This is a genomic window from Sporolactobacillus pectinivorans, assembly GCF_002802965.1.
GTDB classification, from domain to species: domain Bacteria; phylum Bacillota; class Bacilli; order Bacillales; family Sporolactobacillaceae; genus Sporolactobacillus; species Sporolactobacillus pectinivorans.
In genome coordinates, this window is the sequence record NZ_NXGA01000001.1 from 3,714,249 (window position 1) to 3,734,006 (window position 19,758).

The following is a 19,758-nucleotide window of genomic DNA, read 5'->3' on the forward strand; positions in this document are numbered from 1 at the left end:
AACCTGTCCCAAGCTGTGACCCGGCTTTCTGACGACTCAAATCAAGCGCTTCGCGGAGCAATGGGCATTTAATCAGGAATGGCCGACGCGGATTCCGGCAACAGCAAACTGGCATCAGAAGCCGAGCAAGTCATGGAGGACATCCAGTCTGTGAAAAACGCTAAGCTTGCCGATGCTTTCGATCATAATTTTCTGATTGCCGGACTCATCTTGCTTATCGTCTCACCGGTCGGTCTGTTTACCGATCGGCGAAGAGAATCTGAAGCGAATCTCGTATCGGTAAAAAAACTGTTTAATCGAAATGGCCTCATCTTGATCTTGCATAGCGTCTTAATAAAAGAAGCATCAGAAAGAAAAATCAGCACTTTTTTCCTTCCTGTGCTTTTTCCCGTGTACAGATCTGGCAGTCATTTTATAATGAAAAGTGTCAACAGTTAGTTTTTAACAAGATGCGGAGTGAATCGTATGTCTTTTCCATATAGCGGGTGGGCAAGACTTAACGGCGTGAGTTTTCAATCAGATAATTTCACGGTACATGCAACAAGAAAAGACGGGAAGATTCAAGTGGATTATTCAATGAACGAAGATGAACATAGAGTGATCACCGCATGTGATGGCCTGTTGAGTCGAATACCTTTCATTCGCAGGGTTTGGCTGGTGATATACAGTCTGTTAAATCAATGGAAATTCTTCTTAGCCTCACTTCTCTGTGCATTTTTAATAGCCACAGGTATAACGTTTTTTCATTTAAAAGATAATGACATTAATGATACTTCCAATTTGATCAATATTCAATTCTATATTGTCGAAATAATACTTTTTGCTATTCATCAAACTTTCAAAAATCGGGAAATATCACGCAGCGGAACATATGTCGAGTAATGCCTTCGATCATTTAAAGAGTTTGGAGTTACGCGATATAACCAGACAGTCACGTATTCATGAACATTGCGGGACGAACCTTCTTGTTTATGTGCTATTTCTGACTACTATTTTGTTTTTATGCTTACATTCATATTCTCTAAGTTTCTTGTCTAGTCAATCCATTGGTTATGCAGTCTTCATTATGTCGAAAAGCAAGGGACTTCGCTTGCTATTATTTCCTTTATATTGGTTGGGAAGAACATGTCAATATTTTTTTTTACCTCAAAACCACAGGAAGAACATCTTGAAGTGGCCCAGGCAGCTTTGCGAAAACTCGTTGAATTGGAAAGTACGTTAGAAGACTAACGTAATCCGTTAAAACTTGAACCGTTGGCAGAATTGAAAAAGGGCAAGAACAAAATTGCTAATGCGGTCTTATCACGCTTCAGATATCACTCAATTACCTGGTTTCTTTCTTGCTGATTTCTTTCTTGCTTGTTTCATTGTTCCTCCACAGAAAGAGCATTCGATTTCAACTTTTTCACCCTTCTTCAAGTAACTAAATATTTCGACGATAAAGTCAGGCACACGGCTACTCGTTCCAACTTGAATACGATAGTTTTAGTTCGGTTCTTTCTTGATTCGGTTCGCTTTTCTGATTTGGTTCGAATTCATTACATCTCGAGCACGTTAAGTGTTCTATAGCTCGTTGAACGGATGTTATCCATGGGTCTATATTTTATCAAGTAGGAAGACAATGATTCGCGTCATCTGCCCCTCAAGGAACCGTGCATACGCTATTTACGCACACGACTCTTCTTGTTCATGGTTCACAGAATATGGCTAAAGTTCTGGCTGAAGTTGATAAATATTGACCCTGATTCGTGGTTGTTGCAGAAGGAATCGTTTGAGAAACTGATTAAAATTTTCCCATGTGAAGAATCGTTTCTGACTTCTTCTGTTCAAACATCAATACAGCAGCCGAATCACCTTTCCTAGACAACAAAAAAATCCCCTGTTCAACAGGCCTTACGATAACACAGATTTGTTACTCTTTTGAACTTCGCAATTTTGGAACAGTAACTTTCTGACGCTCTGTTATACTGAGTTTACCGTACGGTTGGAGGGAATGCTTCATGGACACGAGAGCAATTTTGCAGGACATTCTGGAATATGTTGACGAACATATCACAGATGAGATCAACCCGGATCTTTTAGCAGCACGCGCCGGGTTTTCAACTTGGCATTTCTGCCGGGTATTCCAATGGGGCACCGGATATTCGGCGATGGCCTATGTGCGGAACCGCCGCCTTGCTTTTGCCGCATACGAACTAGCTTCCGGCCGGCGAATTATCGATATTTCGCTGGAATATGGTTTTGAAACCCACTCGGGTTTTAGCAAGGCTTTTCGCCGTTATTTCGGCTGCTCACCGGGAACCTACCGTTTGCATGCGCATTGCGATCGCCCGTTCCCGCCAAGCCTTCCCCGCATGAACAATTATTTGACTGGAGGAATTATTTTGGAACCGAAATTTGTAATACTTCCCGCTGTAAAACTTGCGGGCTTTGCCCTCAAAACGACCTCATCTGATGGAGAAAACAATAAGGCCATCCCGGCTTTTTGGAGTGACTATATGAGTGACGGGAGAATGGACAGACTTCACGCCGAAAGTTTCCTTAAAAAGCACGATGAGTATGGTGCGTGCTTTCCGGAAGACCCGGAGACCGGCGAATTTGAGTATGTGATCGGCGTTGAGCCAAAGGACGGCGCAACAATCCCGGACAGTTATCATGTGTGCGAACTGCCGCCTGCAACCTATGCCGTATTTTCGACGCCGCCCTGCAGTGCAGCAAATTTTGTGTCTTCTATTCAGGGCACATGGAACTACGTCTTTAATGAATGGTTTCCTAAATCCGGATACGAGTACGCGCCGGATAGTGCCGACTTTGAGCTTTATGATGACCGCTGCATGTCGAACGCAGGAAAAGTATGCGATATCTATATTCCGGTCGTAAAAAAACAAAAATAAAAGCTTCATGGAATGAAATGATACAAAAACGGATGCCTCAACTGATGGGTATCCGTTTTTGTGTTGAGTACGCCGACTTTCAATCGCAAGTTTGGATTCTTCAGGCGATGTATCCCCGTGCCGAGTAGAAATAATGTTCTTTATTTACAAAAGTTATTTACTAGACAAAAATTTTTTCCCCGAGAACGTCGATGTTGTGCGATAGATCACAAACTAAGCAGTAACAAACTATAGTATAATTTGATTAAATTTGTTCTGCTTATTATGGACTATGATAAATCAGAAAAAAATATCTAAATCTGAATGTCGATGTCGGGAGGAAGAACAGCCACGATAAAAAAATTAGTCCCAGATATTCTTCTAAATATTTCTTTTCGCCGTTACTGGATCGGTCAGACTGTTTCACTATTTGGTGATGAGATCACTTCTCTTGCACTTCCTCTAACAGCAGTTCTGATTTTACACGCCAGTGCCGGGGTTATGGGAATCCTGACAGCTGCTGGTTGGTTACCCTTTCTGCTCTTGGGCATTCATGCAGGTGCCTGGGTAGATCGTTTGGGGCGGCGCAGACAAATCATGATTATCGCTGATAGTCTAAGGGCACTGTTGCTTATCGCCATACCGATCAGCTATCTTATAGGCTCATTAACTGTGACCGAACTATTAATTATTGCTTTTATAATCGGCATACTTAGCGTATTATTTAACGTCTCAGCAAGCACTCTATTTGTATCAATGGTCCCACGTAAACAGTATGTAGAAGCGAATTCGTTATTAAATGGAAGCCGAGCCGTTGCATTTTTAGGTGGACCGAGCATTGGTGGTTTCTTGGCTCAGTTTCTTTCAGCACCTATCGCTCTCGTTGCAGATGCTTTATCGTTCATAACATCGGCTTTATTTCTTTCTCACATTCACGCAAAGGAACCGTCTCCGGTAAAAGCTGAACCTGGCTATATCGGTACCGGACTTCGTTTCATTCGGGACACACCTATTTTACGTTATCTCCTGATCAGTGTTGCAACGATTAATCTTTTTAACTTTATCTATTCTGCTCTTTTTATATTATATGTGACACGCGTACTCTACATTTCTCCTGGACAACTTGGGTTGGTTTTGGGATGTGGATCGCTCGGATCAGTACTGGGGTCCATTATTGCCAACAAAATGAGCAATCATTTTGGCTTAGGCGTAACATTGCTTTTTGGATCCATTTTATTTCCTCTGCCATTGATTTTAGTACCACTGGCAGGAGGCACCCATCTTCTTATTCTAGTGTTTTTATTTTTCGCAGCGTTTTTTTCCGGACTGGGAGTCATGCTTCTCGATATAAGCAGTGGATCGATTAATGCTGCAGCAATACCTGCTGAAATACGTGCACGAGTCAGCGGTGCATGGGGCTTCGTAAATAATGGAATACGTCCAATCGGTGCGCTCATTGGCAGTATATTGCCTACTTTTTTCGGGCTTCATGGAGCAATGTGGATTGGAACAGTCGGTGCATGTTTTGGCTTTTTGTGGTTATTCCCATCTCATATCATAAAATTGCGCGATGTTAACGATTTTGTGACTGAAGGGGGCGAGTCCAACTCTACGGATCTATAATTGGAATTGCTCCACCATGATGCAATTTCCGTCAACCAAGTAGTTCGTTACTGAGAGTAGACTTGCCGCCAATCAGAACACGTCCCCACAGTTTGAAAAAGCGAAACCCACAACGATTTATTATTCAACGCACTTTTCTAATAGAGTGATCGTTTTATTATCCGCATCCATAGATGCTTTTACTCCAACTGGAATGACTGTATTGGGGCAATTGTGACCAAAATCATCGATTTTTAAAATGGGAAAAGAATATTCTTTGGATACTTTCAAAAGGATATCTTCCATGTGTATATTTTGTTGTTCTTTTCTATCGTCAAATATATGTCCAATGATGACACCTTTAATTTCATCAAAAACACCCATTTGCTTCAATTGGTTAAAAGCGCTGTCACAGACTACTGGATCAAAGCCAAAACTTTCAAGAAATACTATGGCATTATTAAAATCGGGTAAGAAATTGGTCCCTGCCAGTTTTAGTAAACATTTAAGGTTTCCACCAATTAAAGTTCCTTCCGCTTTTCCTCCGCGAATGTTCACTCGATTTCCATTAGATTTTAAGTCACCAATCTTTCCGCTAAATAACCTGTCACTAAATTCTTTTTTATCGTACATCTGTAGCTCACGACCGAATCCCCAAATAATATCATTTCCATGAAAGGTTACTAAACCGGTTTTGAGGAAAATAGCATTTAGTAAAGTCGTTATATCACTAATGCCCATAAAAATTTTTGGATTGCTCCTAATAATATTCCAGTTAACATAGGGCAGGCATGCGTTGGCATTGGCCCCGCCTTGTGAGCAGACAATCGCCTTAATCGACGAATCAGCGAACATATTATTTATATCATCTGCTTTTTCCTTTGGCGTTGCTGAATAGCCCATAGAACAAGACAAACAATTTTTTGATTGGATCGGTGTGAATCCTAGCTCGCTCAAATATTCAGTCCCTTTTTCAAACTGCTCCATTAATTCTTTAGTTATCGGATCTGACGGAGAAATAATGCCAATCTTATCATGCTTTTTTAATCTTAATGGTAACATGTTTTCACTCCTTTCTTAGCTTATTTTACCAAACATACGTTCTTAAATCAACAATGCAGATAGTACTGCACAGTACTTGCCTACTGCGCAGCATTGTAAATTTCTCTATTATAGAACAATCAGTGGTCCTTCGTTAAAGAATATTGTCATGAAATCTATGAGTGAATCATGGAAATGCTGAATACGTAAACAGCTGTGTCACTGATCACTATAAACAAAAAAACGCCGCATGAAGCGGCGCAGTTCATTGCTATCGTCTTAATTCCGCCGCTGGGCTACCTTACTTTGCTGAGGCGGCTGAACAAAAACAGGGTGGCTAAGGCCAGTACCAGCCCAATAACGGCAATGATCACCAACGATCCGCCCGCATTCAGATTGGTTTTCATCTGATAGGCGAAACCGTCAAAAGCTTGCAGCGCGTAGGTCGCCGGGAAAATACGGCCGGCCCACTGCAGCACTTTCGGCAGCAGTGAGGTCGGAAACATCATGCCGCTGAGCAGCAGCGACGGCAGAAAGATGACCATTGCCAGCATTGACGCAAAGGAGGCGTTCTTTGAAATAACACCGATGAACAGACCGACGGCGATGCTGGCGAGCAGATAGATCACCAGAACAGCGAAATAGGCCAGTGTCGCCTTTGGCCAGTCGGCATGAAAGGCGGACGGCGCAACGAAATAGATGATCAGTGAGGCAATGAACAAGTGCACGCAAGCACTGAGTGCCTGAACGGCAAGCACGGCACCGCCGGGGATGCCGCTGACTTTGAATGCACGCAGTGTTCCCGACTCGCGCATCTGCACGAGCGGCATCGGCGTGCCCATCACCGCCCCCATCGTAACAGCAAAGATCGTCATCGTCGCTGCAAGTGTCGCTTTCATCTGCGGATTAGTCGACGTGAACACCGAACCCATAACAAAGAAAAACAGCAGCGGCACAAGATAGAAATGCAGCAATATTGAGCGGTCACGCACGTCCATCTTGAGCTGAATCGGCAAATATCTTAAAAAAGCGCTCATTCGTGTTCCCCTCCCTCTACAAGTTCGAGGAAGCGTTGCTCAAGCGATGGCCGCTCAACACGCAAGTCCTCGACCACATCGCCGGCCGCCTCCACCCGGCTGAGCAGTTCGATGACGGAAGCCGCCGCATTGCGGCTGCGCCATTCCAGATAGCCGTCATGACTGCCGGTAAGCGTTGCCGCCGCAACAGCATCGCCCGCATGCAATGATTCGCCAGACGTGCGCAGCCGGATCAGCGTTTCCTCGTTGCCGTGTGCTGTGATTTCCTCCGGTGTCCCGCTGGCAACGATACGGCCATTGCGCAAAATGGCAAGCCGGTCGCACAATTCCTCCACTTCGGCCATGTCATGGCTCGCCATCAGAATCGTCATGCCAGCCTTCTTCATCTCGCGCACCGCTTCGTGCAAATGTGCCCGGCTTTGAACGTCAAGCCCGGCTGTCGGTTCATCAAGCACGAGCACGCGCGGCCGGCCGATCAAGGCAAGAATCAGGTGCACGCGCCGTCTCTGCCCGGTCGAGAGCTGGCGATATTGTTTCTTCAGCAGCGTTCCAGCATCAAATCGTTCAACAAGATCGCTGCACGATCCGGCGTGCTGGTAGGCGCGCATCAGTGCAATCGCCTCATCGACACGCATGCAGCCCGGAAGCGCCGCCGACTGGAGCTGAACACCGAGCCGGCGGCGCAGCGTGCGCCCGTCCGTCTGCGGATTGCAGCCGGCGATGCGGATGGCTCCGGCACTCGGTTGACGCAGTCCTTCCAGACATTCCAGCGTTGTCGTCTTGCCGGCGCCGTTTGCCCCGAGCAGTCCGAACACCTCACCGCTGCCAATCTGAAAATCAATACCGTTCAGCGCAGTAAACGTGCCGTAATGCTTGACTAATCCCCTAACCGATACAACAATTTCAGTCATTCCAATCTGCCTCCGATCCGGTCTGAATATTGTTCTTTTTAAAATAAATATCAAGTGCAGCAGACAGGAAATCGCGAATCGGTCCGCGCACCTGTTCTGCTTCCTCCGGCCAGTTGTCAACATCCTCACCGGAGGCCAGCAAAGTCTGCAGCAGCTCTTCACTGCCGCCGGTAAACTCCGTCACCATCTTCCACCACGCTTCGGCAAAAGCCTGACCTGCCGCTCCAGCGGGATCGACGTGCTCACGATAAAGTTGATGGAGCTGCTGAAACAGCGTGTTGGCCTTATCAGTAAATTCCCCTGCCTGATGCGAAGATGTAAAACGATTCATCAGCTGCTGCAATTGATCGTCCTTAAAATAGCGAACAACAAATGTATAAGGATTGCCTTCTCTCATGAGTTCAAGAATAACAATCAGCTTCTCAAGACTGACGCTACTACCGTTTTCCGTCTCAGCAATGACCGTATTCAATGTACCAACAATTTGCTGCAGATTCTCAATCTTTCTGAACAGAATGTCACGCTGTTCGGTGAAAATCCGCTTAAAATCCGTCGCATCGCCTTGCTGTATGATGCTGCGGATCTCCTTGAGCGAGAAGCCAAGCCCTTTCAGAAAAAGCAGCTGCTGCAGTTTGAAAACGGCATCGCGTCCGTATATTCTTCTACCCCCTTCACTGAAGGTTGCTGGCAGCAGCCCATTTTGATCATAGTACTGCAACGTTCTGACACTGACACCAACGAGCTTCGCCAGCTCGCCGACTGTAAAATGACGTGCATCCGTCAATTCTCCTCCTGCCAATGTGTCAATTTGCCGATCATGCGTCATTCCAGTTCCTCTTTTCTCTCATTTGAAGCGGCCGCTCCTTCCGATTGCTCTTATTGTAGTACGCAACGTTACGTCACAAGCAAGTGATTTTTTGAAGAAATGTGAGGTCCTACAGATGGCATCATCCGATCAGTCTTTCAGGTTTTCTTTTCAGCTCACGTTTGCATGTACACTTTATTGCATGAACTCTGAAAAATCTATCAAATCAAATTCTTTAAGTGTAGCTACGCCTTTCATTCTTCATTTTGTGGGGCCTTGTTGTTAGTGTATTAAAAAGCTTGCAAGTGACGCATCGTAACGGCGTAGGATGAACACATGCAGTTTTCTGGAAGGCGAGAAAACGACGCATGCCAGAAACAGAGTAAGAGTCAACGGTCCATAAAGGAAGCCACGCTTCTCGTCTGGGTACGTAGACTTTTGCACGTGCAGCGTTCAAAAGTGCCCGTCATATTCAATTAAGGGGGAAGCATTATGGCCATTATCTTCGTTGTTGTATTACTCTTCTTTGGTCTGAGATTTTTGATTAAGCCGGGGAAGCTTCAAAAGTCCGGACGTATGATCGGAGCGATGCTCTGCGTGATTGCAGTTATTATCTGGTATTTGCAGACCTATCCAATAAAGTGATTAGAAATTATTTAGCTGACAAGCTAAATTACATTAAGCATCAGTTCAGTCCGTTGTTCTTAGTCTGCGTCCTACTGAAATAGTCAATATATAATACAAAAAAGAGGAAAAAAGTTTGTTTAAGTGTCCAGTCAGTGATTGATTCAAAAGTATCTATTAAGCCTTAAACTACATCAGTATGCCTATCGCACTATCGCACCCAAAGTGACACATAAAAGGCTGCCTGAATGTCTTTTTCAGACAGCTTTTAGTGATTTTCAAAAAAAACATCACAAATTGCTAAACTCATTCATTATATAAATCTCCTAGAAATCTGTTTCTTTTATTGCACAGTATTCGTCTACCCCACAATATGGCTCTTTACTGAGAATAGAACTACTGCGCAACAGTGTGAATATCTTATTGGTCAATGAACAGCCCCATTGCAAAACAGTCATAAAATATTCCGTCAATTAAAAAATCTCTTTTTATTGTTCCTTCTTTAACAAACCCAAATTTCTTATATAAATGAATTGCCTTCTCATTATCAGTACGTACTCTCAAGTTAATTTTTCTTATGACCCTTGAACTTTTGCTCCACTCTATGAATGTAGATAATAATTTAGTTCCAATTCCTCTTCCTCCATAATTTTTTAGAACAGTAATTCCAAATTCACCTGTATGAGCTACCCTAACTTTTGTACCTCCTGAAAACTTAAGATTTCCAACAATTTCCCCGTTCAATTCAGCCACCAAGTTTATTGCGTTATTTCTTTTATAAATTGACTCGATACTCTTTTCAAGTTTTACGATATTCAACTGCAATTCTTCAACAAATCGAAATGTTAAAAAGTTGGATTCAGTTCCAATTTTATTCAGATATGAAAACATTTCAGAAGCATCTTCTTTTACTGCTTCTCTAATTATTATGTCTTTTTCCATTGTCAAAGCTCTCCTCTTATTACGTTTTATGCATCGACTGCGCTATACTTTTATTCCATTTAACACCTAATGCCCACCGCTAGACAACCAATGGAGGTGTACAGAAATTTTGTTTGTCACTATATTTATAATTTTTTAACAGAAATACCCACTTTTTTGCTATAAAATAAAATGGTCGAGTGGTTTGAATGAATTGCTGCTTGTAGAGGGGAAAACGTGGTGACCTACAATGATGCATTTGTTGAGAAAATCAAACACGAAAAAGTAAGCTTCAAGGAAATTGAAAAGATGTCGAAACTCTTAGTGAAAAATCTTTCAATTGATCAGTGCGATGAAATGGCTGAAAATCTTTATTCATCCTCTCATTACCAAGTAAGGGAATTATCCGTTTTTACTTTAGGTCTCATCTCATCCCAAATGGAAAAAGCACTAAATTATTTAAAGAAAAATGTAAGTCTTGATGAAAACTGGCGTGTTCAAGAAATTTTAGCAAAAGCGTTTGATATCTATTGTCATAATCAGGGTTACGAGAAGTCATTGCCGATTATAAATAGTTGGTTAGCTGATGAAAATCCAAATGTAAGAAGGGCCGTTACTGAAGGACTACGAATTTGGACGAACAGAGAATATTTTAAGCAAAATCCTGAGCAGGCAATTTGTTTATTATCAAATCTTAAATATGATGAAAGCGAATATGTCAGAAAATCAGTGGGAAATGCTCTGAAAGATATAAGTAAAAAACACAAAGAACTAGTGATTTCAGAGTTAAGCAAGTGGGAGCTGAACCAAAAATCTATTAATCAGGTCTATAAATTTGCCACAAAATATATCAACAACAAGGGATGAGCCAGATTGATTAACTATGATAACTTTTTCTTGGGCGTAAAGGTGTGATTTCAAACTAATTTGACTGATATTCTACTCGTTTCGTCTGATGCATTCTCAGTTTCCGCTTATAAGACACGGCTAATAAACTGCGGAGCCCGCTGGCTCTGTCCGAAAATGGAAAAAACTTTATCATGAACGGACATGTTTATTCTGATATTTATACAAATAAGAACCCTCATTGAAAACTGTTTCAGATTATTGAAATTTATAAGGGGATGTTAAACTTGAAGTAACTCATAATTTTATTTACACTACCACATATTTTACAAATACGCCTGTTGCACGTGCAGAAATGACGTCTTAATCCCTAGTAATTAAAGCCAATATAATGTGCCAGCTATATCATCCTCATTACCACATTACCACCGATTGCTGATAACTTTACCGCATTTACCCAAGGTGTTTTCCAGACAAAGAAATTCCAACAGATCATCTATAATGTTTTTTATTAACCCAACTTGCGCACCTCAACAAGATTAACTAAGCCCTGATTTTATTTAAATTGATCAACAGCAGTACGCGCGATAATCATTCGTAACTTCTGTTTATAATTAATTGAAACTATCCGCGAAAAATAACGTACTTAGAAGAGACATTGAAAGCGAAAAAATTATGTTATCAATCCATCGCTTTTTGGCACAGGGATTACGCACGAATCACAATCAGTGGATTCGTGATTTATTCAAAATCCAACATTTTCACTGTGCTCAAAAGTAAGCGGACTGTGCGATTGATCCATCAACGCCTGCGTCAGTTCTTAGTCAGGCTCAGGTCTCTTTTCAGAGACAACTGCTGTATCTGGCTGAACAATTGTCCCAGGTAAAATTCTGAATGATCAACAGGCGGAGGAGCATGAATTTGAGAATAAAAAAGTTGAACAAGGCCACACGGTACACTGATTTTCGGGAAATGATTTACTCTAGTGCAGAGAAGTTCAGGAAAAAGCCTGCCTTTCAGATAAAGATTGGGAACGGGAGCTATCGGTATGTGACTTATTTTCAATTTAAAGAGGGGTACAGAACGCTAGGCACGCATTTTCTCAATCTTGGCTTGCTTGGTAAGCGAATCGCAGTCGTTGGAAAAAACAGCTATGCATGGGTGCTGCACTATGCTTGCGCCGCTACAGTCGGTGTGGCTGTTCCAATCGATTGCGAACTTTCACCGGAAGATATGCATCATTTCATTGTCAGTGCCGACTGCGCGGCGGTGTGCGCAGACAAAGAGATACTCGAACAACTAAGACCGATGATCAGCAGTGAACGATTGCTTTTGTCTTTGCAGGACACCCTGCCACCTATGCCTGCAAATGATACGCGAATTGACACCGTTCCAATTGCTGAAGATGAAATGAGTGTGCTGATTTTCACTTCAGGCACTACCGGGAAGCCAAAAGGTGTGTGCCTTTCTCAAAAAAATATTTGCGCGAATATTTTTTCGACCTCACAAATTGTAAAGATTACGTCACGCGACAAAACCCTCTCAATCCTGCCCCTTTGTCATACGTACGAGTGCACATTGGACTGTCTGCTTATTCTGTCACGCGGAGCATGTATTGCTTACGCAGACAGCCTGAATGCCATTCGCCGTAACATTATTGAATACAGGCCGACCATTCTCGTCGTAGTTCCCGCGCTGCTTCAGCTTTTAGACAAGCGGATTCATGCGGCTATCTTAAAGAGTTGTCCAGCAAAGTATCAATCAAAGCTCAAAACCTCTTCCATTTCAATGGCGCTTCGAGATTTTCCTGCGCTTATAAGAATGGTCATCCGTCGAAAAGTAAATAAATCGCTCGGGGGCAAAATTCATACGTGCATTGTCGGCGGGGCTGATCTCTCTTCTGCTGTGGTAGAGGACTTCCTGGCGCTTGGTATTCGGGCTTTGCAGGGCTATGGGCTCACTGAATCTGCCCCTCTGCTGGCGGGAAATAATGATTTTTATTTCAATGCCAAATCTACCGGCGTTGCTATTCCTGGCGTCAAATTGATGATAGACAGTCCAAATGAAGCCGGGGTCGGCGAAATTCTTGCCAAGGGCGATAACATCATGCTTGGTTACTATAACGATCCGGTGGCCACGGCCGACACTTTCAGCAACGGCTATTTCCGGACCGGTGATTTGGGATGCATCGATAGAGACGGGGCTTTGTATATCAAAGGGCGTATGAAGAATGTGATCGTAACAGCTAATGGCAAAAACATTTATCCCGAGGAATTGGAAGCGCGGCTCTTGGAAAAGGAAACGATCAGTGAAGCACTTATTCTTACCGGAAATGATCGCAATGGAGGTGCCTGCGTGAAGGCCAAAATATTCCCGGACATTGATTGTGTTGCCAAAATAATCGGTCATCTTCCTGCAAAAGAAGAAATACAAGCCATGGTAAAATCGATTGTTGATGAAGTGAACAAAAAAATGCCGGATTATAAACACATCCGTGTGTTTGAAGTTCTTGAAAAAGGATTTGAAAAAACAACGACACGGAAAGTCAGGCGATGTGGTATGAACCTCGCCTGATTGCATCTGGCAAACGAAAAGAATCCCATTTGCCGAAAGAACAGCACCCACGTCGGATGATGTTATTCGTTCGTAATACTTGATGACGGCCAACTCGAAGGAGTTAGCTGTATATACCGTCCGCATTCAATAGGTAAAGTCTTTCCATCTTTTTTCTTCAGAGGATTTTTTAGCGCTGTTCCAGCAATGCGCGTAAAAGTTCTCTTTTTTCTTTTGATTCGTCATGAAAACGGTGGCCGAACAATTGAATGTCATGATAACTTATTTGAATTGTTGCGCAGTAAGGGCGTACTGCGCAACAAATAAAGTACCTGTATCTAGCAATACCTCATGCGTTTCGATGCAACCCAGGAAATTAGGTGCAACCATTTCAGTACGGCTCGAAACGACTCGAAAAATTAGGTGCGACTTTCTCCGGATTAGATGCGACTTCGGTTCATATCAGTCGTTCAAATAAATTTCACTGTTGCGCGGCAGAACGCGAACTGCGTAACTGAATGTCTTTAATGCCCAGTTATAGACTTCCTGTCCACTTTGCACTGCAAAACAATTTAATAAATTATATTGACATACGAATAGTATGAATTATAATTTAGCTAATGATCAGCGCAACAAAAGTCCGGAACGCGTCCGGGCATGGTCAGGCAGAAACGTTTCGCAAGACCTGTTTTTAAAAATGAATATCAACATTCTTATCAAGAGCGGCGGAGGGACTGGCCCAATGAAACCCGACAACCAGCACAGTGTGTATGGTGTCAATTCCAACAGATTAAATTCTGACAGATAAGAAGAGACGGCAAAAAGGCTGCTTTTCTGATTCTGTGAAAAGGAGCCTTATTTATGTCTCTATATACCCAACTTTAAATTTTCCCAGCTAAATTGGGACAGATAATGCTCAATAGAACTGGGCAGAAACGCAAACTATCAATAGAGTTAACCAATCCCCATCTTTTTGATTCAGCCAGGTGAGTGCGACGATCACAGAATGTATGGCAAGGTATGATCATCGGCGCTGCAGCGGTTCTGCCAGGATAAAAGAATAATATCTCGCAAAGACAATTGTTATGTAACTGACGAACAGATTGAGATCAGGAGAATCATAAAGCCGGTTTCATAGATTTAAAAATAATTTACGAGGAGGCGTATCAATGAAATTTAAAAAGGAAATAGTTTGTATTTTATCTTTTCTTTTAGTTATTTTAATGCTCACAGGATGCAGCAGTGCGCCCGGCGGGACGACTGGAAATAAGATTAATAAAAATGTTGTCAATATTGGCGTTACCGATTCATTGACAACGATCAATCCGTTGTTAATAGATGCTACTGAATTAAGCAAATACGCGATCGGGTTCAGTTTTCTGCCGTTAATTGAACTGGATAGCAAGCTGAATGTTGTCGGCCAGCTGGCGAACAGCATTACAACAAAAGATAATCGGACATTTACCGTCAAAATTAATAAAAATGCAAAGTGGTCGGATGGTCAGGATATCACAGCGGATGATGTGATTTTCTCTGTTCTGAGATTAACCGATCCCAAGGTCGGAAATGTAAATATTGGCGGATATGCTGCATTAAAAGGATTTGATGAAAATGGAAATTCTCCGGAAGGGGCGAAGAATATCGCAGGCCTGAAAAAGGTAGACAATAAAACAGTAGCGTTTATTACAAAGAGCCCGCTGTCGCTCGCAACCTTTGATAATACTATAGGGCGATATCTGTTTACAATTCCAAAGCACGTTCTAAAAAATGTGAGTCCTGATAAATTAAGCAAATACAGCTGGTTCAATAAACCGACCGTAATCAGCGGTCCTTACAGATTGATAAATTACGATTCGAATCATTATATCTCTTATACGGCAAACGAGAATTACTGGAAAGGCGCACCCAAAATTAAATATCTAAACCTAAAAGTTGTTCCGGCAAGCCAACTGTATCCTGGGCTTAAATCTGGAGAAATTGATTTTGTTCAACAAACATTGGGTGTCTTTCCACAAGAAGATTATAAAAACGTTCAAAAATTAAGCAATGTAAAAACAGTCTTAGAGCAGCCATTGACGAATCAGCTCGTTTTATTAAATACCAAAACAATTTCTGATGTGCGAATTAGAAAGGCCATTCAACTGGCTACAAATCGAGAACAGATCGTGAAAAGTTTACTGAATGGAAACGGTGAGGTAGTTGATGGCTTCGTTACGTCTTACAGCCCATACTTTGACTCATCGATCAAGCCGGTCAAGTTTGATTTGGATCAGGCAAAAAAACTGGTTAAAGAAGCACATTGGGACAAATCAAAACAATTGACTTTTCTTGTTGATTCCGGTGACAGTACTTTCGTCCAGGCAGCTAATATTATTGCAGCCGATCTGAAGACCATTGGTATTAATGTAAATGTACAGACTCAGGATCTTTCCAATCTTCTGGCCAAAGCTGCGAAGCATAAATTTGATTTGTTCGCCGTTCAATATACTTTATCTCCGATTGACCCTTATCCGGACGTCGATTGGATCGTCAATAGTGATGGAGACTGGCCGCAATATAAAAATAGTGAACTGGCCGCAAATCTTTCCAAGATTCAGTCAGCGAAAAGTACGGAAGAAACTAAAAAGCTGTACAGCAACATTGATAAAATTGTTCAAAATGATGTTCCTCTTTACTCGGCATATGTTTTACGCTCACTCGGCGCTTACAATAAAGAGCTTAAGCACGCTGAACCGCATATTTATGGTTCCTTCAACAATGTTGAAAAGTGGGAAAAATAGGAGAATGGCATAAGGGAATGAGCATTGATGGATCATTTGCTTGAGATAAACCATCTTGATACCACATATACGGTTCATTCAGAAGACCGGATTCTCGTCCATGATGTCAGTCTGCATGTAGACAGTGGAGAAACATTGTGCCTTGTGGGAGAATCCGGGTCTGGAAAGAGCCTGACTATGCTTTCTGTATTGGGATTATTAAAAAATAATGGCAGGATTACTTCCGGGTCGATAAGATTTGAGAATCAGGAAATACAAAATCTTACGGACCGTCAGCTGGATAAAATCCGCGGAAGCCGGATCAGCATGATTTTTCAAGATGCATTGACCAGCCTGAATCCTGTGTTTACAATCAGAAACCAAATTGAAGAGATCATTGATGCCCATCTTAAAATTTCTGGCAAAGAGAGAAATGAAAAAATGATTGACCTACTGAATAAAGTAGGTCTTTCTGATCAAGAGCTGATCTTGAAAAAATATCCGCATGAATTGTCTGGAGGACAAAGGCAAAGAGTGCTGATTGCCATTGCCCTGGCATGTAATCCCAAGGTCCTGATTGCAGACGAACCAACGACAGCACTGGATGTCACCATTCAGGCTGAAATAATGAATCTTCTCGATCGGCTTAAGAAAAAAATGAATATGGCCCTGATATTAATTACTCATGATATGGGTCTCGTGGCACAAATGGCGGATCGAGTGGCGGTGATGTATGCGGGGCAAATCATTGAAGAGGCAAAAGTGAATGACATTTTCTTCTGCCCCAAACATCCTTATACAAAAGCTCTGCTTCAGTCGATTCCAGATGTCGGGCTTTCAAAGTCTAAGAAGATTGAGCCAATAAAAGGAGTCGTTCCGGAAAATTATTATCAGATAAAGGGATGCCGCTTTGCCGAAAGATGTGCTTTTAGACAATTAACATGCACGCAGAATGTCCAGTCATTAAAAAAACTTCAGGAAACAAGTGTACGCTGCCAGCATGCTGAACAATTACCGAGTGGTGAACAGCGATGAATAACCATATATTGTTGAAAATCAATAAGCTGAATAAGGTATATAAGGTTCAGTCCGCTTCGTTTTTTACTAAGGCTGTAGTACATGCTGTGAATGATGTGTCCTTTGATATCAAACAAGGGGAAATATTAGGATTAGTGGGCGAGTCAGGCAGCGGGAAGACGACAATTGGCAAACAAATTGTCGGATTGGAGAAACCTACATCAGGGACTATTCAGTTTCACGGCAGGGATATTATGACTTTCAAGCCGAAAGATAAAAAAACGAACAGAGTGAAGATCCAGATGATCTTTCAGGATTCTTACTCTTCTTTAAATCCCAGAAGAAATGTCTTTGATATACTGGCAAAACCAATTTTAGTTAACCGTATAACTTCAAAGCGCGATGTGGCTGTCTATATCGACCATCTGCTCGATATTGTCGGACTCTCCAGAAATTCAATAGACAAATATCCCCATGAGTTTTCGGGAGGACAGCGGCAGAGAATCGGTATTGCGCGCGCCTTGTCGCTTAAACCCGAACTATTGGTATGCGATGAACCTGTTTCCGCACTTGATGTTTCTATTCAGGCTCAGATACTGAATTTACTTAAAGAAATAAGAGAAGAGCTGAATATTTCAATGCTTTTTATTGGTCACGGGCTTGGGGCAGTGAGTTATGTAAGCGATCGAATCGCCGTGATGACCAAAGGCAGAATTGTCGAAATCGCTGAATCAGTTGAGCTATTTAAGCATCCCGTTCATCCGTATACAAAGATTTTAAAGGAAGCCATTCCTATTGCTAACCCCTTAATTAAATCGATGAAAGTGGAAGAAAACGATCGTTGTCTTTGGGACCCGGATGACGAATCACCGCTCCAGCTTATTGATCTGCGGACGGCTCATTATGTGAAATCTTCAATTCTGAAGGGAAAAGGGCAATGAGAAAATATGTTATAAAAAAAATTCTATTAGCCATTCCGATTCTCATTGGTATTACGATTATTGATTATCTTTTTATGAGCTATGCGGGTAATCCGTTGGAAATGATACATGGGCCAAAGGTTTCTCAGGCAGCTCTGAATGCGAAGGAAATAGAATACGGATTGAATAAACCCTTTTATATCCAGTATTTCGTTTGGCTAAATCAAGTGCTCCATGGGAATTTCGGCTATTCATATAAAAGCTATCAGCCTGTTTCGAATTTAATATCCAGCCATGTTGGACCCACGCTGTTATTAATGGGAAGTGCTCTATTCATCAGCATTGCCTTCTCAATCCCGATTGCCATTTACAGCGCGACGCACCAATACTCAAAGAAAGATTATGCAATTGTCACGACCTCCTTTGTCGGAACAAGTATTCCAAGCTTCTTTTTAGCTTTATTTTTGATTTATCTCTTTACCGTTAAGCTGGGTTTGCTTCCCTCCAGTGGAATGAATGAGTTTGACGAAAGTGCAAGTATTGGAAACGTCGTCAGTCATATGCTATTGCCTGTCAGTGTATTAGTCGTGGCGACAGTCGGAAGCAACGTTCGCTATATTCGTTCCGCCATGCTGGAGATACTGCAAAAAGACTATCTAGTAACTGCCAGGGCGAAAGGTATTGGCAGGTTTCTGGTCATTAATAAGCACGCATTCAAAAACGCACTGGTCCCAATCATCACGATTATCGGTATGCAGATTCCTTCATTATTCGGCGGAACAGTCATTATTGAGCAGATCTTCTCCTGGCCTGGGTTGGGACTGTTGACCATGACTGCGGTTCTGAATGAAGATTACCCTGTCATTATGGCGGTCTGCCTGTTAACGGCTGTTGTGGTGCTCATAACAAATTTGCTGACTGATATTCTTTATGCTGCGGTCGATCCGACAATAACTTTCAAATAACTTTAGAGGGTAAAAATGGAAGAAATTATTCAAAAAGAAAATCAAAAGCACACTCGCTCTCATGTTTTCTGGAAACATAAACTGGCTTTCGCCAGTGTGATTATTATCGCTATTTTTTCAATAGTTGCAATTTTTGGCCTCACGATTTTTCCATATCATCCTAATGATATTACGGGCCCTTTTTCTTCCCCTCCGTCAATGCAGCACTTGCTGGGAACGGATGAGATTGGAAGAGACGTTCTAAGCAGACTCATTGCCGGGATGAGAATCTCTCTGTTTGTTGGGTTGTCTGTAACCATTATTTCTTCGGTTATTGGGATTGTTATTGGACTTGTGGCAGGCTTTTTTGGAGGAAAGATCGATGTTGCATTAATGGGACTGACGGATATGGTCATGTCCTTCCCTTATATTCTATTATTGCTTGTAGCTGCTGCGATCTTCAAACCCGGTTTGCTTTCCATTATTCTCATTCTCGGATTTGTCGACTGGCCAGGTATTGCGCGATTGGTACGCGGCAGTGTTCTCTCTATTCGGGAAACAAATTTTATTAAAGCAGATGAGCTGGCGGGATTGCCAAAGACATACATTCTCTCTTCTGAAATACTGCCCAATGCCATAGCACCAGTCTTAATCTATGCTACATCTGTTATGGCCTACTCCATACTCGATGAGGCAGCGCTGAGCTTTCTGGGAATGGGCATTCAGCCGCCGACGGCCAGTCTGGGCAATATGTTAAATGGAGCAGAGAATCTGACCATCCTGACTGAAAAACTATGGCTTTGGCTTCCGCCGGGAATTGTGATCATTTTACTGGTGCTTGCCATCAACTTCATCGGTGACGCGTTAAGGGACAGCTTTGATCCAAACAATCATTTTAAGTGAGG

The 19,758-nt window shown here is 42.4% G+C and carries 18 protein-coding genes and 1 riboswitch; of the genes, 13 read left to right on the top strand and 5 right to left on the bottom strand.

The window, feature by feature from the left end; translation table 11 throughout:
- Positions 1 to 78 precede the first annotated feature (78 nt).
- The 5 genes from COP04_RS18165 (at position 79) to COP04_RS18185 (ending at position 4,496) form a co-directional block, all read left to right on the top strand.
- Positions 79 to 438 carry a hypothetical protein gene (locus COP04_RS18165; RefSeq protein WP_100489316.1) on the top strand — a complete coding sequence of 120 codons (360 nt, stop codon included), beginning with the start codon at positions 79 to 81 and terminating at the stop codon, positions 436 to 438.
- A gap of 27 nt (positions 439 to 465) precedes the next feature.
- Positions 466 to 882: a hypothetical protein gene (locus tag COP04_RS18170; RefSeq protein WP_100489317.1), complete on the top strand. Its 417-nt coding sequence runs from the start codon at positions 466 to 468 to the stop codon at positions 880 to 882.
- On the top strand, positions 872 to 1,222 hold the full coding sequence (locus COP04_RS20855) for a DUF1385 domain-containing protein (protein WP_100489318.1): 351 nt from the start codon (positions 872 to 874) through the stop codon (positions 1,220 to 1,222). The genes COP04_RS18170 and COP04_RS20855 overlap by 11 nt, the downstream gene beginning before the upstream one ends.
- 778 nt (positions 1,223 to 2,000) lie before the next feature.
- Positions 2,001 to 2,894 (top strand): AraC family transcriptional regulator, encoded by an 894-nt coding sequence (locus COP04_RS18180; RefSeq protein WP_100489319.1) that lies wholly within the window; start codon positions 2,001 to 2,003, stop codon positions 2,892 to 2,894.
- 303 nt (positions 2,895 to 3,197) lie between these two features.
- Positions 3,198 to 4,496 carry an MFS transporter gene (locus COP04_RS18185; protein WP_204988054.1) on the top strand — a complete coding sequence of 433 codons (1,299 nt, stop codon included), beginning with the start codon at positions 3,198 to 3,200 and terminating at the stop codon, positions 4,494 to 4,496.
- A 120-nt stretch (positions 4,497 to 4,616) separates the two neighbouring features.
- On the opposite strand, the gene COP04_RS18190 is transcribed toward COP04_RS18185, so the two are convergent.
- The 4 genes from COP04_RS18190 to COP04_RS18205 all read right to left on the bottom strand — a co-directional run bounded on the left by COP04_RS18190 (position 4,617) and on the right by COP04_RS18205 (position 8,290).
- The gene (locus COP04_RS18190; RefSeq protein ID WP_100489320.1) at positions 4,617 to 5,537 is read right to left on the bottom strand and encodes a S66 peptidase family protein; all 921 of its coding nucleotides are present in this window, start codon (positions 5,535 to 5,537) and stop codon (positions 4,617 to 4,619) included.
- 275 nt (positions 5,538 to 5,812) lie between these two features.
- Complete coding sequence (locus COP04_RS18195) at positions 5,813 to 6,553, bottom strand: ABC transporter permease (protein ID WP_100489321.1); 741 nt, start codon at positions 6,551 to 6,553, stop codon at positions 5,813 to 5,815.
- Positions 6,550 to 7,464 (bottom strand): ABC transporter ATP-binding protein, encoded by a 915-nt coding sequence (locus COP04_RS20380; protein ID WP_100489322.1) that lies wholly within the window; start codon positions 7,462 to 7,464, stop codon positions 6,550 to 6,552. Before COP04_RS20380 ends, COP04_RS18195 begins: the two co-directional genes overlap by 4 nt.
- Positions 7,457 to 8,290, bottom strand: coding sequence for a MerR family transcriptional regulator (locus COP04_RS18205; RefSeq protein ID WP_100489323.1), 834 nt, complete (start codon positions 8,288 to 8,290; stop codon positions 7,457 to 7,459). The genes COP04_RS20380 and COP04_RS18205 overlap by 8 nt, the downstream gene beginning before the upstream one ends.
- A gap of 471 nt (positions 8,291 to 8,761) precedes the next feature.
- On the opposite strand from COP04_RS18205, the gene COP04_RS19800 reads away from it, so the two are divergent.
- A complete protein-coding gene (locus tag COP04_RS19800; RefSeq protein WP_157800377.1) occupies positions 8,762 to 8,914 on the top strand; it encodes a hypothetical protein in 153 nt (50 codons plus the stop codon).
- 399 nt (positions 8,915 to 9,313) lie between these two features.
- Here the strand turns inward: COP04_RS19800 and COP04_RS18210 are convergent, their stop codons facing one another.
- The gene (locus COP04_RS18210) at positions 9,314 to 9,835 is read right to left on the bottom strand and encodes a GNAT family N-acetyltransferase (RefSeq protein WP_100489324.1); all 522 of its coding nucleotides are present in this window, start codon (positions 9,833 to 9,835) and stop codon (positions 9,314 to 9,316) included.
- Positions 9,836 to 10,054: 219 nt separating this feature from the next.
- On the opposite strand from COP04_RS18210, the gene COP04_RS18215 reads away from it, so the two are divergent.
- The 7 genes from COP04_RS18215 (at position 10,055) to COP04_RS18245 (ending at position 19,756) form a co-directional block, all read left to right on the top strand.
- Complete coding sequence (locus COP04_RS18215; RefSeq protein ID WP_239984933.1) at positions 10,055 to 10,681, top strand: DNA alkylation repair protein; 627 nt, start codon at positions 10,055 to 10,057, stop codon at positions 10,679 to 10,681.
- A gap of 951 nt (positions 10,682 to 11,632) precedes the next feature.
- Complete coding sequence (locus tag COP04_RS18220; RefSeq protein WP_239985014.1) at positions 11,633 to 13,234, top strand: AMP-binding protein; 1,602 nt, start codon at positions 11,633 to 11,635, stop codon at positions 13,232 to 13,234.
- Positions 13,235 to 13,923: 689 nt separating this feature from the next.
- Positions 13,924 to 14,024, top strand: a riboswitch (SAM riboswitch).
- 358 nt (positions 14,025 to 14,382) lie between these two features.
- Positions 14,383 to 15,993, top strand: a complete 1,611-nt coding sequence (locus tag COP04_RS18225) for an ABC transporter substrate-binding protein (RefSeq protein ID WP_204988055.1) — start codon at positions 14,383 to 14,385, stop codon at positions 15,991 to 15,993.
- Between the two features lie 27 nt (positions 15,994 to 16,020).
- Positions 16,021 to 17,007 (top strand): ABC transporter ATP-binding protein, encoded by a 987-nt coding sequence (locus COP04_RS18230; protein ID WP_100489325.1) that lies wholly within the window; start codon positions 16,021 to 16,023, stop codon positions 17,005 to 17,007.
- Entirely contained in the window at positions 17,004 to 17,930 is a 927-nt protein-coding gene (locus COP04_RS18235) for an ATP-binding cassette domain-containing protein (RefSeq protein WP_100489326.1), read from the top strand. The genes COP04_RS18230 and COP04_RS18235 overlap by 4 nt, the downstream gene beginning before the upstream one ends.
- Entirely contained in the window at positions 17,927 to 18,874 is a 948-nt protein-coding gene (locus COP04_RS18240) for an ABC transporter permease (RefSeq protein ID WP_100489327.1), read from the top strand. Before COP04_RS18235 ends, COP04_RS18240 begins: the two co-directional genes overlap by 4 nt.
- A 15-nt stretch (positions 18,875 to 18,889) precedes the next feature.
- Entirely contained in the window at positions 18,890 to 19,756 is an 867-nt protein-coding gene (locus COP04_RS18245; RefSeq protein WP_100489328.1) for an ABC transporter permease, read from the top strand.
- The last annotated feature ends 2 nt before the right edge of the window (positions 19,757 to 19,758 follow it).